This is a genomic window from Deinococcus multiflagellatus (assembly GCF_020166415.1).
Lineage (GTDB): Bacteria > Deinococcota > Deinococci > Deinococcales > Deinococcaceae > Deinococcus > Deinococcus multiflagellatus.
Window position 1 is genome coordinate 55,777 of sequence record NZ_JAIQXV010000013.1, and the last position, 13,262, is coordinate 69,038.

General features: G+C 70.1%; 11 protein-coding genes. 8 read left to right on the top strand and 3 right to left on the bottom strand.

Annotation, left to right across the window (positions count from 1 at the left end):
• Positions 1–187 precede the first annotated feature (187 nt).
• Together K7W41_RS14950 and K7W41_RS14955 are read right to left on the bottom strand one after the other, a co-directional pair.
• On the bottom strand, positions 188–862 hold the full coding sequence (locus tag K7W41_RS14950) for a hypothetical protein (RefSeq protein ID WP_224610094.1): 675 nt from the start codon (positions 860–862) through the stop codon (positions 188–190).
• Positions 863–919: 57 nt separating this feature from the next.
• Positions 920–2,257, bottom strand: a complete 1,338-nt coding sequence (locus K7W41_RS14955; protein ID WP_224610095.1) for a M28 family metallopeptidase — start codon at positions 2,255–2,257, stop codon at positions 920–922.
• Between the two features lie 123 nt (positions 2,258–2,380).
• On the opposite strand from K7W41_RS14955, the gene lepA reads away from it, so the two are divergent.
• The 6 genes from lepA to K7W41_RS14985 all read left to right on the top strand — a co-directional run bounded on the left by lepA (position 2,381) and on the right by K7W41_RS14985 (position 8,786).
• Complete coding sequence (gene lepA, locus K7W41_RS14960; RefSeq protein WP_224610097.1) at positions 2,381–4,186, top strand: translation elongation factor 4; 1,806 nt, start codon at positions 2,381–2,383, stop codon at positions 4,184–4,186.
• A 187-nt stretch (positions 4,187–4,373) separates the two neighbouring features.
• A complete protein-coding gene (locus K7W41_RS14965; protein ID WP_224610099.1) occupies positions 4,374–5,459 on the top strand; it encodes a sensor histidine kinase in 1,086 nt (361 codons plus the stop codon).
• Positions 5,456–6,040 (top strand): response regulator transcription factor, encoded by a 585-nt coding sequence (locus K7W41_RS14970; protein ID WP_107136771.1) that lies wholly within the window; start codon positions 5,456–5,458, stop codon positions 6,038–6,040. Before K7W41_RS14965 ends, K7W41_RS14970 begins: the two co-directional genes overlap by 4 nt.
• Positions 6,041–6,146: 106 nt before the next feature.
• Positions 6,147–6,623: a hypothetical protein gene (locus K7W41_RS14975; RefSeq protein ID WP_224610101.1), complete on the top strand. Its 477-nt coding sequence runs from the start codon at positions 6,147–6,149 to the stop codon at positions 6,621–6,623.
• A 442-nt stretch (positions 6,624–7,065) separates the two neighbouring features.
• The gene (locus K7W41_RS14980) at positions 7,066–7,566 is read left to right on the top strand and encodes a hypothetical protein (protein WP_224610103.1); all 501 of its coding nucleotides are present in this window, start codon (positions 7,066–7,068) and stop codon (positions 7,564–7,566) included.
• A gap of 44 nt (positions 7,567–7,610) precedes the next feature.
• A complete protein-coding gene (locus tag K7W41_RS14985; protein WP_224610105.1) occupies positions 7,611–8,786 on the top strand; it encodes a pyridoxal phosphate-dependent aminotransferase in 1,176 nt (391 codons plus the stop codon).
• Positions 8,787–9,128: 342 nt separating this feature from the next.
• On the opposite strand, the gene K7W41_RS14990 is transcribed toward K7W41_RS14985, so the two are convergent.
• Complete coding sequence (locus K7W41_RS14990) at positions 9,129–11,003, bottom strand: tetratricopeptide repeat protein (protein WP_224610107.1); 1,875 nt, start codon at positions 11,001–11,003, stop codon at positions 9,129–9,131.
• 92 nt (positions 11,004–11,095) lie between these two features.
• Here K7W41_RS14990 and K7W41_RS14995 point away from each other — a divergent pair, with 92 nt between their 5' ends.
• Positions 11,096–11,863, top strand: a complete 768-nt coding sequence (locus K7W41_RS14995) for an AIM24 family protein (protein ID WP_224610109.1) — start codon at positions 11,096–11,098, stop codon at positions 11,861–11,863.
• Between the two features lie 142 nt (positions 11,864–12,005).
• Positions 12,006–13,184: an undecaprenyldiphospho-muramoylpentapeptide beta-N-acetylglucosaminyltransferase gene (gene murG, locus K7W41_RS15000; protein WP_224610111.1), complete on the top strand. Its 1,179-nt coding sequence runs from the start codon at positions 12,006–12,008 to the stop codon at positions 13,182–13,184.
• Positions 13,185–13,262: the final 78 nt, after the last annotated feature.

Sequence of the window (13,262 nt, forward strand, 5' to 3'; positions counted from 1 at the left end):
CACTGGCCAAGCCAGGACACCCGTAGGCTGCGGGTGACCGAGGACAGCCCACACTGCCTGGGCTGCTGAACCGGCGCTCCCTTCTGTGGCGTAGGGCGGCGCGGGCCCCAAGGGGAAACGGTTAGCCTCTGCTCACGGAGGTGTCAATCTGCTCGGCCGCCGGCCTGCAGTGGTTTCGGTCCTTTTCTCAGCGGGTCAGGGGCAGGTAGTGCCAGTCCACGCCGTGCAAGGCGGCGTTGGCACTGAGCGTGATGGTCAGGCCTGCGTCCGTCTGCTCGGTGCGGGTGATCAGGGTGTTCCAGCCGCGCGCCAGGGTCAGGGTGCCCTGGACAGTGCCGGGCTGCACCTGCCCGCCCACCAGCGTAAAGGTGCAGGTCTGCGCCGCACGGAGAGTAGCGGCGCGGTCGGCATACACGAACTGCCGCACCGTCAGCACCACGTTCAGTGGCCGGGCCTGCAACGTGACTGCTGAGGTCGCCGGGCTCAGGCGCCCGGTGAGCTGCTCGCCCAGCAGAAAGCGCCCGGCGCGCACGAGTAACAGCCGGGTGGCGGCCGGCGCCAGGGTCACGCCCCCCTGGCACTGCACCCCCTGCACGCTGGCGGGGTACTGCTGGGCCAGCCGCGCCGCCGGGGTGCCCAGGTGCGGCGGCGGGCTGGGCAGGGTCAGGCGGTAGCGGCCATCGGCGGCCACGCTGGCGCGCGCAATATCCTGCTCGGTGTCCAGATCGGCGCTCAGGACCGCGGTGCCGGCGGCCGGAGGGTAAATCACGGTGCCATCGGCCTCGGCGGGGGGCAGCGGCGGCGCGGCGCAGCCCATGAGGCCCGCCAGCAGGATTGCCCGCAGGCCCCAGAACAGCGACACGCATGGCATATGCCAGAAAGTTAACACTTCCGCTGGTGGGATGGCTGTGGGTGGCCTTTAGCGGCAGTTGCGCCCGGTAATGCCGCAGGGCACGCGCGGGGTCCAGGGCGCGGCCCGCACCGCCTGGGCCAGCCGCTCGGCCAGATCGGCGGCGCCCGTGACCAGGGCCGGGGACAGGGCCTTGTCGCCGGCACTGTGATAGTGCGTGTCCAGCCCCCGGGTCAGGAACAGGGTGCGCACGCCCAGGGGCTTGAACGCCGCGTGGTCGCTGCGCCCCGTGATGTTCAGGCTGCGCCCGAAGGTTTCCCGGGTGCTTTGCGGCTCGTCTTCAAAGGCGCGCGCCTCGGGGGCCACGCGCCGCACCAGGGCCCGCAAGTCCTCGTGGGCGGCCACGCCCAGCGGCTGGGCCGCGACCCCCACCATGTCCAGGTTGATCATGGCGCGGGTCGCGCGCAGTTCAAAGCTGTGGTCGTGCACAAACAGGTGGCTGCCGTTCAGGCCGCGTTCCTCATCGTCGAACAGCACGAACCAGCTTCGTTCGGCCAGGGGGGTCCCGGCGGCGCGCCGGGCGAGGTCCAGCACCGCCAGCACGCCGCTGGCGTTGTCGTTGGCCCCAGGGCTCAGGGGCACGGTGTCCAGGTGCGCGCCGAACAGGATCTCGGGCTGGCCCCCAACGCGCGCGGCGATCAGGTTGGCCGCCGTGACCGGGCGGTCGCGGGTGGTGGTCTGAAAGGTCACGCGTTGCCCGGCGCGCGCCAGCAGCGCCGCGCCCTCGCGGGCGGGCACCTCCAGCAGCGGCAGGGCGGTGTTGTCCACGCGGCTGAAGGGCGGCGGCTGCGCGCAGTCGTTCACCACGGCCAGCCCCAGGCCGCCCGCCTGCACCACCGCGTCGGCCAGCGGGGCCCAGGGCCCGGGGGGACAGGTGGTGATCGCCAGTTTGCCCAGGATGTCGAGGGCCTCCAGCTGCTCTTCCGTGACCCCGGGGGGCACGCGCACCAACTCGCCTTCCTGGTCGCTGCCCTGCGCGCCGTACAGGGTCTTGCCGCGCACCGTGAGGCCCGGCGCACGCACCTCGGCGCCCAGATCGTCGCGCGCGGTGGCCGCAAAACTCTGGCGGGTCACGCGGTAGCCCAGCGCGGTCAGCTGGGCCTGGGCCCAGTCCAGGGTCTGGTCGTGGCCACGCTGGCCCGGCGCCCGGGCCCCAAAGGCGCGCAGGCGGGCCCAGTCGCCCGCCACCGTGCCCTGCCGCGCCCCTGCTTGCAGCGGCGGATTGGTGGGCCGGGTCACCCAGCGCTGCGCCCACCAGCCCAGGCCCAGCACCAGCAGCGCCGGCAGCAGGATTTTCCAGAGGGGAATGGCCGGGCGGGTGGGCAGCGCACGGGTGCGGGGGTACATGGGGGCAGCATAGGCCCGCGCCCGGCCGGCGGCCAGCGAAGATGCGGCCCCTCCGGCCTGGACCCCCCGGCCCCGGAAGCCCGCACACTGCGCCCCGGCCCGGCGCCCGCTAGACTGGCCTGTGTGAACGTCAGGAACTTTTCGATCATCGCCCATGTGGACCACGGGAAATCCACCCTCGCGGACCGCATTCTGGAGCGGCTGGGCGCCATGTCCGAGCGGGACAAGCGCGACCAGACCCTCGACACCCTGGAACTGGAACGCGAGCGCGGCATCACCATCAAGTCCACCCCGGTGCGCCTGACCTACACCCGGCCCCTGCAGGAGGACGGCACGGGCGGCGAGGACTACACCTTCAACCTCATTGATACGCCCGGCCATGTGGATTTCAACTACGAGGTCTCGCGCTCGCTGGCCGCCTGCGAGGGCGTGCTGCTGCTGGTGGACGCCTCGCAGGGCGTGGAGGCGCAGACCATCGTCAACGCGTACCTCGCGATTGACAACAACCTGGAAATCGTGCCAGTGGTGAACAAGATTGACCTGCCGGCCGCCGACCCCGAAGGTGCCGCGCAGGAGCTGGAAGACGTGATCGGCATTCCCGCCGAGGACGCCGTGTTTGCCTCGGGCAAGGCGGGCATTGGCATTCCCGAGATTCTGGAAGCGATCGTGCAGCGCATTCCCGCCCCCAGCGGTGACCCCGGGGCCCCGCTGAAGGCCCTGATCTTCGATTCCTTCTACGACGCCTACCAGGGCGTGATTCTGTTCGTGCGCGTGTTGGAAGGCACCCTCAAGCCCAAAGACCAGATCCTGCTGATGAACGCGGGCAAGACCTTCGACGTGGACAAGGTGGGCACGTTCAGCCCCGGGCTGGTCGTGGGGCAGGAGCTGGCCGCTGGCGCCGTGGGCTGGGTGGCCGCCGGCATCAAGGACATTCACGACGCGCAGGTGGGCGACACCCTGACCGGCAAGGACGTGCAGACCGCCGAGCCCTTCCCCGGCTTCAAGCCCGCGCAGCCGGTGGTGTTCTCGGGCCTCTACCCCACCGACACCGAGGACTACCGCAAGCTGCGCGACGCGCTGGAAAAGCTGAAGCTGAACGACGCCGCGTTTTCCTTCGAGCCCGAAACCTCCGAGGCGCTGGGTTTTGGCTTCCGCTGCGGCTTCCTGGGCCTGCTGCACGCCGAGATCATCCAGGAACGGCTGGAGCGCGAGTACGACCTGGACCTGATTGCCACCGCGCCCGCCGTGGTGTACCGCGTGACGCTGACCAACGGCGAGATCTTCGAGACCCAGAACCCGGCCGAGTTTCCCACCCGTGACCGCATCACCAGCGTGGAGGAGCCGTATATCAAGCTGTCCATCATGCTGCCCGAGGACTACGTGGGCACCGTGATGCAGCTGCTGCAGGAGCGCCGGGGCTCCATGATCACCATGAACTACGTGGGCAAGCGCGTGGAACTGCTCTACGAGGTGCCCTTCGCGGAGATTCTGTACGACTTCCACGACCGCCTGAAGAGCATCTCGCGCGGGTACGCCAGCATGGACTACGAGATGATCGGCTACCGCGAGGGCGACCTGCGCAAGGTGGACATCATGGTGAACAACGAGGTCATTGACGCGCTGGCCGTCATTGTTCACGAGACCAAGACCTACAGCCTGGGCCGCAAGATCGTGGACAAGATGGCCGAGGTGATCCCACGCCAGATGTTCCCGGTGCCGGTGCAGGCGGTGATTGGCGGCAAGATCATTGCGCGCGCCACGGTCAAGGCCTTCCGCAAGGACGTGCTGGCCAAGTGCTACGGCGGCGACATCAGCCGCAAGAAGAAGCTGCTGGAAAAGCAGAAGAAGGGCCGCGCCCGCATGAAGCAGTTCGGCACGGTCGAGGTGCCCCAGGAGGCCTTCCTGGCCGTGCTGAGCACCGAGGAATAAGCCCGCAGGAGAAGAGACGTGTGGGCGGGGGCCCCTCCCCGCTCGCCGCTGCGGCCCACAGTTGCGCCCGCCCCAGGCCCCGGCCCTGGTGGGCGCAGCGTCATGGTTAGGCGGGGGCATTCGCCGGGGGTGGGGGTTGACAGACCCGTGAGGGTTCTGTCAGAGGCCCCGCTCTACGCTGAGCGCCATGCCCACGTCCGCCGCTGTTCCCCTGCGCCCCGGCGCCGCCGTGGACCGCGTGCGGACGCTGCGTTCACAGTTCACCTTCGTCATTTTCCTGCTGGCCTTTTTGCCCAACATCATCCTGACCCTGATGGCCCGGCCCGACGTGCCCCCGCTGCCGCTGCTGGCCTGGATGGCGGTGGTGGGGGCGCTGTCGGCGGCGATGGGCTACCTGCTCAGCGGCACGCTGCTGCGCCCGGTCAGCCGCCTGCAGGCGCAGGTGGAGCACGGCGATTTTCAGGCCGCCCAGACCGACGACCCGGCCGAAGTGCGCTCGCTGCGCGCGGCCTTTACGGGGCTGCTCGCGCGCCTGGGCACCGAACAGGCCCGGCGCAACGCCTTTATCGCCACCCTGGTCCACGACCTGAAAACGCCGCTGATCGCCACCGGGCACCTCACCAAGATCCTCACCACGCTGCCCCTGCCGGACCACGAGCGCCGCCTGATGGGCGAGCAGATTCAGGCCGAAACCGGGCGCCTGCTGGCCCTGGTGCAGCAGATGGCCGACGCCCACCGTCTGGAGCAGGAAGACGTGCAGGTGCAGCCAAGCTGGACCAACCTGCGCGCGCTGCTGGACGACGCCGCGCAGCGCGTGGCCCCCCAGGCCCAGGAGCGCGGCCTGACCGTGCTGGTCGAAGGCCACGGCCACGCCCAGGCCGACCCGGCGGTGCTGGAACGCGCCGTGATGAATCTGGTGGCCAACGCCCTGCGCTACGCCACGCGCCAGATCACCCTCAGCGTGTCCGGTGAGGGCCTGCACGTCACCGATGACGGCCCCGGGCTGGCCGCGCCCCTATCCGAACTGGCCCAGCCCTTCAATGTGCAGCCCACGACCATCGCCGGCCAGCAGTACGCGGCGGGCACGGCGGGGCTGGGGCTGTTCATCGCCCGCCGCATCGCCGAAGCGCACGGCGGCGAGTTGCGCTATACCCGCCTGTCCCCTCCCCCCTCTGCCTCCGGCCACCCCCCTCCCGAAGCCCCTGCCGGTGCCCCCCTGTCCCCGCCCGCCCAGACCTGCTTCACGCTCTTGTTGCCGGAGGTTTCACCATGAGACTCGTTATTGCTGACGACCATCCCCTTTTTCGTATGGGCCTGAAATACGCCCTGATTCACCAGGGTTTCGACGTGGTGGCCGAAGCCAGCGACGGCCTCGCGGCGCTGGAAGCCTGCCGCGCCCTGCAGCCCGACGCCGCGCTGCTGGACGTGAAGATGCCCGGCATGACCGGCATTGAAGTCTGCGAGCGCCTGCGCCAGACCAACCCCCGGCTGGTGAGCGTCCTGATCACCACCTTCGCTGAGCCCGCCATCGTGCAGGCCGCCCGCGCCGCCGGGGCGCGCGGCTACGTGAGCAAGGAAACCGACCCCGAGAGTCTGGCGCGGCAGTTGCGCGACATCGTGGCCAACCCGGATGTGGACCGCCTGCCCCATGTGGACGTGCCGCGCCTGACCCCCCGCGAATCCGAGGTGCTGCCGCTGCTGGCCCAGGGCTACTCCAACAAGGAAATTGCCAAGAACCTGGGCGTGTCGCCCGATACGGTCAAGGACCACCTCGCCCGCCTGTACGCCAAGCTGGACGCTGGCGACCGCACCGAGGCCGTGAGCCGCGCCCGGAGCATTGGTCTGCTGCATTAGAGAGTAAAACGAGGCTGTGCGGCGCCGGCCCACCTGCTTTTGGCGGTGGGCCGGTGCCTTATGTGCCGCAATGCCGGGGCCTGTGGGCGGCTACGATGAACGTCACATGAAGATGCGTCTCTCCCTGGCCCTGACCCTCCTCCTTGCCGGCACCGCCGGAGCCCAGACCACCGGCCTCACGGTGTGGGGCGGGGCGGGCACCGAAGCCTATATCGCGCCCGGCCTCACGCTGGGGCTCAGCGCGCCCGTGGGCCAAATTGCTGGCCTGAATGCCGAACTGCGCGGCAGCGCCTCGGTGTACCTGCTGCCCCTGCCCGATGTGACGGGCCCCCTGAGCACCATCAATGCCGATCTGCTGTTCTCGGGCAACAGCGGAAATGTGAACCTGTACGGCGGGCCCAGCGTGGGCTACGCCGTGGGGGGGCTGTGGCTGGTGGGCGCGACCGGCGGGCTGCGCGGGCAGTTCGGCGGCGGCAACGTGGGCTGGTTCAGCGAGGCCCGCTTCCGCGCCATGTTTGACACGGCGAACTTCATTCCGTTTCCCCTGGCCGGCGGGGCCTTCGGCGTAACGTACCGGTTCTGAGAGCGAATCCCAGAGCTACTCCGGGTTTTCCCTTGGTGGCGCTGGGAGGAAGTGACAGCGGTCATCCGTTCTGCCCAGGGGAGGAGGGAAGCCCCCTCAACTCCACGCCAACCGCTGTCTGTGGCGGTGACTCGCTCTGCTCCGCAGCTTTGCAAGCCCGCTCGCCCCAGATGACCTGAAGGTGGACCCTTCAGGTCATCTGGTGACCGCTATGAGGCTCTGCAAAGGACAGCGGCCCCCACGAAATGGAGGGGCTGCTGTCTGGCCGCAGGGCGGAACGGGCTGCTGCGAGAAAAGGGCGAACAGCCCCGCTGACGCCGCACAGGATCACGCGTGCCGAGCAAAGCGCATGTGCTGACCTCCATCCGCTCGGACATGAGCAGCGCCCCTGGCCTCACATGCGCCAACGACCACCGCCCCCAGGCAGTACACTTCGCAGCGCATGAGCTTTCTTAAGATTTCTTCATTCGTTATTCTTCTGGCCGCTGGTAGTGCTGCGGCGCAGGCCGGCCCGGCCACCAGCGTCGCCCAGCTCTGGGCGGGCGTGGGGTTGGAAACCATTCTGCCCACTGCGCAGCTGGGCTTCTCGCTGCCTGTGGGCCGGGTGGGCGGCCTGACCGTGGAGCCCCGGGCGCAGGTTGAGGTTTCGCCCGTCCTCTTCTTCGGCGCCGACCTGCTGCTGGCCCAGGGCAACGTGGGCTGGTACGGCGGGCCCTCGGTGGGGGTCACGGCCAATGCGGGCGGCGGCTGGCGGGCCGGGGGCGTGCTGGGCTACCGGGGCCGCACCCGCGAGCACCTGGGCTTCTACGCCGAAGGGGGCCTGCGCTACACCGTCCTGAACGACTTCCGGGTTGGCAATGGCGGCGTGCCCGGCGACACCGGCCCACACCGCTTTACCTTCCCCTCGCCCTCGGTGCGTCTGGGCCTGACCTACCGCTTCTAAACCTCTGGCCGCGCCGGCCCAGGGCCGCCTGTACCTTGCGGGGTATGAGCGGCCCTTCTTCGGTCTCCCCCTTCACGCTCTCGGCGCGGGCCCAGAGCCTCAAACCCTCGGCCACGGTGGCGGTCACCAGCCGCGCGCTGGAACTGAAACGCCAGGGCCTGGACGTGATTTCGATGAGCGTGGGCGAGCCGGACTTTGACACGCCGCCGCACATCAAGGCCGCCGCCATCGAGGCCATCGAAAGTGGCAAGACCAAATACACCGCTGTCAACGGCATCCCCGAGCTGCGCGAAGCCATCAGTGCCAAGTTTTCGCGGGAAAACGGCCTGAGCCATGCCCCGGACGCGGTGACCGTGACCAGCGGCGGCAAACAGGCCCTCTTCAATGCCTTTTTCGCGCTGCTGAACCCCGGCGACGAGGTGCTGATCCCTGCCCCGTACTGGGTCAGCTACCCGGAGATGATTGCGCTGACAGGCGCCGTGCCCGTGGCGGTGCCCACCACAGCGGCCAGTGGCTTCCAGCTGGACCCAGAGGCCCTGGCCGCCCGCGTGACGCCGCGCACGCGCATGATCGTGCTGAACAGTCCCGGCAACCCCACCGGAGCCGTGTTTCCGCCCGCAACGCTGCGGGCCGTGGCCGAACTCGCGCAGCGCCGCAACCTGATCATCGTGACCGACGAGATGTACGAGCATCTGGTGTATGGGGCCGAGCAGGTGAGCATCGGCATCTATGCGCCGGAGCACACGCTGACCATCAACGGGGCCAGCAAGGCGTATGCCATGACCGGCTGGCGCATTGGCTACGCCGGTGGACCAAAGGCCGTGATCGCCGCCATGAACGCTCTGCAGTCGCAGAGCACCAGCAATGCCAGCAGTGTCAGCCAGCACGCGGCCCTGGCAGCCCTGGAACAGCATGAGGCCACCGCACGCTTTATCGAGGAAGCCCGGCAGGCCTATCAGACCCGGCGCGACCGCATCGTGGCTGGCCTTGCTGCCCTGGGGCTGCCCACCCCCACGCCCCAGGGCGCCTTCTATGTCATGGCCGACACGACCCGGATTCACGAGAACGAACTGGAGGCAGCCCGCCGCATTCTGGACGAGGCGCAGGTGGCCGTCGTCCCCGGCACCGATTTCGCTGCGCCCGGCCAGGTGCGCCTGAGCTACGCCACCAGCCTGGACACCATTGAAGAGGTGCTGCGGCGCCTGGGGCGGCTGATGTGAGCGGGCCACTTATTCCCGATTAACCGCACCCCTTGCAGGCCTGGACGGCTTCCGAAACATTCCGCCAGGCGTGTAAGGGACGTCTCCCACTGGCGGGACCCGCAGAGCAGGAACAACGGCGGATGTGCGGGAATTACACGGCACTCAGGTGAGCCGAAGGCGAGGGGCGAGCGGCCTCGCAGAGCGGCATCGCAGCCTCGGAGAGCTCCGCAGGAGCGCGAGTACGAGAACATACGGGGCGACGGCGATGGAAAATCACCCCTGCGCTCTTCCGACCCTGCTTTGGAGTCAGAGGAGTCCCGCATTAGACCCGGATGGTTCAGGCGTGGACTGCCGTCCGAATTAAGGCTCTTTTCCCAGCCGGTCCAGCGCCGCTTTCGCTGCAGTGTCGCCGCCACTGGCAGCGCGGGCGTACCAGATGCGGGCCAGGGTGAGGTTCCGGGGAACACCAACGCCGCCTTCGAGCACCTGGGCGTAAATACGCATGCCCACCACGTCGCCGCGCTCGGCGCCGCGCCGGGCCCACAGGGCACCCTGCGCAGCGTCTTTCGGCACCAGTGTGCCGTTGAGCAGCAGGGCCGAGAGCAGGATCATGGCGCGCACGCTGCCGCCGGTCGCGGCCTGCAGATACAGGTCGCGCGCCCGGCGAGGGTCGGCGGGCACGGACCCCTGGCCGCGTTCCAGCAGGCTGGCGAGCGCCAGGGCCGCGCCCAGGTGCCCCTGCGCCGCCGCCCTGGCATACCACGCAGCGGCCTGGGCCGGGTCCTTGGGCCGGCCGTCGCCGGTTTCAAAAAAGCTGCCCCACCGGTACTGCGCCTGGGGCTCGCCGCCCTGCGCGCCCCGCTCATACTCGGCGTAGGTGCCGCCCGGGTAGAGCGGCAGCGCGCGCAGCTGCTCCTGCACCCAGGCCAGGGCCATGCGGGCCTGGGGGTGCCCCTGGGCCGCCGCCTGCGCGTACAGGTCGCGGGCGCGGGTCAGCTGCTCAGGCGCGCTGCCTGGCACCCCCAGGCCCAGTTCGTACAGCACGCCCAGCTGAAACTGCCCCTCGGCGGCCCCGGCAGCCGCTGCCTGCTCGAACGCCACCCGGGCGGCCATCACGTTCTGGGGGCGGCCGGTGCCCCAGCGGCTGAGCAGCCCCAGCCGCACCGCGCCTTCCGGGTCCCCGTAGCCCGAGGCCACCTCGTAGTAACGCGCGGCCGTCGCCAGATCCTGCTTGACCCCGTCGCCACTTTCCAGCAGCGTGCCCAGGCGCACCAGGGCGTACACGTTCAGGTCGCTGGCCCCGGCACGCAGCAACTGCAGTCCGCGCTCGCGGTCGGGCGCTGTGCCCAGGCCCTGCACCAGCAGCCAGCCCAGATGCGCCGCCGCGTTGCTGGTGGCCGGGGCAAAGCGCGGGCCCCCCAGCAGGCGCTCGTACAGCCGCGCGGCCGCCGCCGGATCGGCCGGCACGCCCAGGCCCTCTTCCAGTTGCAGGGCCTTCAGGTACAGCCCCTCCGGCTCGCCAGCGGCGGCGCTGCGGGCAATCAGCTCTGCGGCGCGCGGCAGGTCGCGCGCCACGCCGCGCCCCAGCAGGAGCAGCCGCCCCAGGGCCGCCTGCGCTGGGGCAAAGTTCTGGGCGGCGGCCCGCGCGTACCACGTGGCGGCAGCCGCCGGATCGGCCGGGCCGTCGTCGCCGCGCTCCAGCCGCTGGCCCAGAAAGGTCTGCGCTTCGGGGTCGCCTTCCGTCGCCACACGGGTCAGGGTGTTCAGGGCCATGTCGCGCCGGTCCCCGCTGGCCCCGCGCCCCAGCTCCAAGATGGCCAGCCGTGCCCAGGCGCTCTGGTTGTTGTCGGTGTAGGCGGCATCGTGGTAGTAGGCTTCGGCCTGGCTGGGGTTGTCCCGGGCTTCTTCCAGGCGGCCCAGCAGCACGCAGGCGGCGCCGCGCACCTCTGGACTGGGCGCGTTCGTGACCTCCCAGGCCATGCCGCAGGCCCAGCCCAGCAGGGTGCGGGCGCGCGCCGGATCGCTGCCGCTCCAGCCGGGGGCCAGCAGCGCGCGCCCCAGCAGCAACTGTTCCTCGTAATAGGGCAGGGTGCCCGGCCGGGCCCCGCTGCCCTGCAGGGCGCGCACGGCGGCGGCGTAGTCCTGGCGGGCCAGGGCCGCGCGGGCTTCGGGCAGGCCGGCGTGGGCGTGGCCCAGCAGGGCAAACGTCAGGAGGGCGGCGAAGGGACGTGTCATGGCACCAGTGTGCCGCGCGGCCCGGGACAGTTGCCAGGACAGTTGGGCGGGGGGCGGCAACCCGGGCGCCCCCGGTGTCGTACTGTGCCTGTATGACCAATATGAACCCCGGCAGCGACGGCACCTACAGCCTCCGTGACTTCATCGCCCAGACCGCCGAGCGGGACAATCCCGGCGAGGTCTTTGAACTCGAATCCAGCAAGATGCTGGAGGTCAAGGTCAACGGCCGCGTGTGGAGCAAGCTGGGCGCCATGGTGGCGTACAAGGGCAACCTGAGCTTCAAGCGCGAAGGCACCCTGGAAGGCGGCCTGATGAAGGCCCTGAAACGCGCCGTGTCCCAGGAAATGAGCCCGCTGGCCAAGATTGAGGGCCGGGGCGTGGCCTACCTGGCCGACCAGGGCAAGGAAGTGCAGATTCTGCGCCTGCAGGGCGACAGCCTGAACGTGAACGGCAACGACCTGCTGGCCTTTGAAGACACCGTGCAGTACGACATCACCATGCAGCGCCGCGTGGCGGGCATGGCGGCGGGCGGGCTGTTCAGCGTGCGCGTGCAGGGCCACGGACTGGTGGCCATCCTGTCGCACGGCAAGCCCCTGACCCTGCGCGTCACCCCCAACGAGCCCATCTTTACTGACCCCAACGCCACGATTGCCTGGAGCGGCAACCTGCAGCCCCAGCTGCGCATGGACGCCAGCTTAAAGAGCATGTTCGGCCGGGGCGGCGGCGAAACCTACCAGATGGTCTTCCAGGGCGACGGCTTTGTGGTGGTGCAGCCCTACGAGGAATTCGAGCACGGCATTGGCGGCGAGGGCCACAGCAGCGGCGGCGTGGGCAAGGCGCTGGGTGATCTGTTCGACTGAAGACGGGAAGTGGTGAGTAGGGAGTAGGGAGTGGAAGGACACAGGGCGCGGCCAAGCTGGCGCGCCCTGTGTGTTTTCCACTTCCCACTTTCCACTGCCCACTGCCCACTCACCACCCCCCAACCCGCTACACTCCCCCCCAATGAGCTTGGTCGTACTGGCAACGGGGGGCACCGGGGGGCACATCTATCCGGCGGTGGCGACCGCACGCGAACTCGCCGCGCGCGGGCACGAGACGCTGCTGCTGGGGCAGCGCGGCGGCATGGAAGAGCGGGTGGCGGCCGAGCAGGGGCTGGCCTTTGAAGGGGTAGATGCCGGCAAACTGGCCCGCAGCGGCCAGGGCCGCCCCGACCCGCGCGAGCTGCTGCGGGCGGGGCAGGGGGTTTTGCAGGCCAGAAAGGTTCTGGCCCGTCTGCGCCCCGGCGCCGTCGTGGGTTTTGGCGGCTTTGCCAGCCTGCCGGGGGTGCTGGCCGCCCAAAGCCTGGGCCTGCCCACCGTGCTGCACGAGCAGAATGCCCGCCTGGGCCTCACCCAGCGCCTCGCGGTGCGCCGCGCCCGCGCGGTGGGCACCGCCTATGAGCGGGTGCTGGGCCTGGACCCGGCGCGCGCCACCCTGGTGGGCATGCCAGTGCGCGAGGACCGCCTGTCCCGCGCCCAGGCCCTGGCCAAGCTGGGGCTGCAAGAGGGCCCCCTGACCCTGTTCGTGATGGGCGGCTCGCAGGGTTCGCTGTTCCTGAACAACACCGTGCCCGATACCCTGCAGAACGTCCTGGGCCGCGAGGGCCTGTTGCCCCAGGACCACGCGGACAGCGGCGGCCTCGTGAATCTGGATTTCACCGGCCCGGTGCCCACCGACGGGCGCGGCCGGGCGGTGCAGGTGCTGCACGCCACCGGCCCGCGCTGGCTGTCCGAGGTGGCGCCGCGCGTCAAGGAACTGGAGTGGTACAAGGCCGCAGGCTACGTGGACGCCGTGGCCGCGTGGTCGGTGGCCGATCTGGCGATCACGCGCGCGGGCACCAGCACCCTGGCCGAAGCCGCCTTTCACGGGGTGCCGCTGGTGATGGTGCCGCTGCCCGAATCCTCGGAAAATCACCAGTACCACAACGCCATGTCGGTGCAAACGGCCGGCGCAGGGCGCGTGGTGGAACAGAAAACGGTGCCGGAAACGCTGGGGCAGGCGGTGTTAGAGTGTGCCTCAGCGGGGACGCGCGCCTCGATGAGCGGGGCGGCCCGCCGACGGGCCCAGCCGGGCGCGGCGGCGGCATTTGCGGCCCTGATCGAACGGCACCTGCGTGAAGGGCCCCCCTCCTCCCATGACTGACCCTGCTGCTGCTCCTCCCCCGCCCAGCCCGACTGCGGCGTCCCAATCCGTGTCTTCCCCCTCCCCTGTGTCCGCCCC

Bases quoted from the DNA above. Each gene is read 5' to 3' on its own strand.
- K7W41_RS14970 (WP_107136771.1), top strand. From the start codon at position 5,456: ATGAGACTCGTTATTGCTGACGACCATCCCCTTTTTCGTATGGGCCTG.
- K7W41_RS14955 (WP_224610095.1), bottom strand. From the start codon at position 2,257: ATGTACCCCCGCACCCGTGCGCTGCCCACCCGCCCGGCCATTCCCCTC.
- K7W41_RS14990 (WP_224610107.1), bottom strand. From the start codon at position 11,003: ATGACACGTCCCTTCGCCGCCCTCCTGACGTTTGCCCTGCTGGGCCAC.
- K7W41_RS14985 (WP_224610105.1), top strand. From the start codon at position 7,611: ATGAGCGGCCCTTCTTCGGTCTCCCCCTTCACGCTCTCGGCGCGGGCC.
- K7W41_RS14980 (WP_224610103.1), top strand. From the start codon at position 7,066: ATGAGCTTTCTTAAGATTTCTTCATTCGTTATTCTTCTGGCCGCTGGT.
- murG (WP_224610111.1), top strand. From the start codon at position 12,006: ATGAGCTTGGTCGTACTGGCAACGGGGGGCACCGGGGGGCACATCTAT.
- K7W41_RS14975 (WP_224610101.1), top strand. From the start codon at position 6,147: ATGAAGATGCGTCTCTCCCTGGCCCTGACCCTCCTCCTTGCCGGCACC.
- K7W41_RS14965 (WP_224610099.1), top strand. From the start codon at position 4,374: ATGCCCACGTCCGCCGCTGTTCCCCTGCGCCCCGGCGCCGCCGTGGAC.
- K7W41_RS14995 (WP_224610109.1), top strand. From the start codon at position 11,096: ATGACCAATATGAACCCCGGCAGCGACGGCACCTACAGCCTCCGTGAC.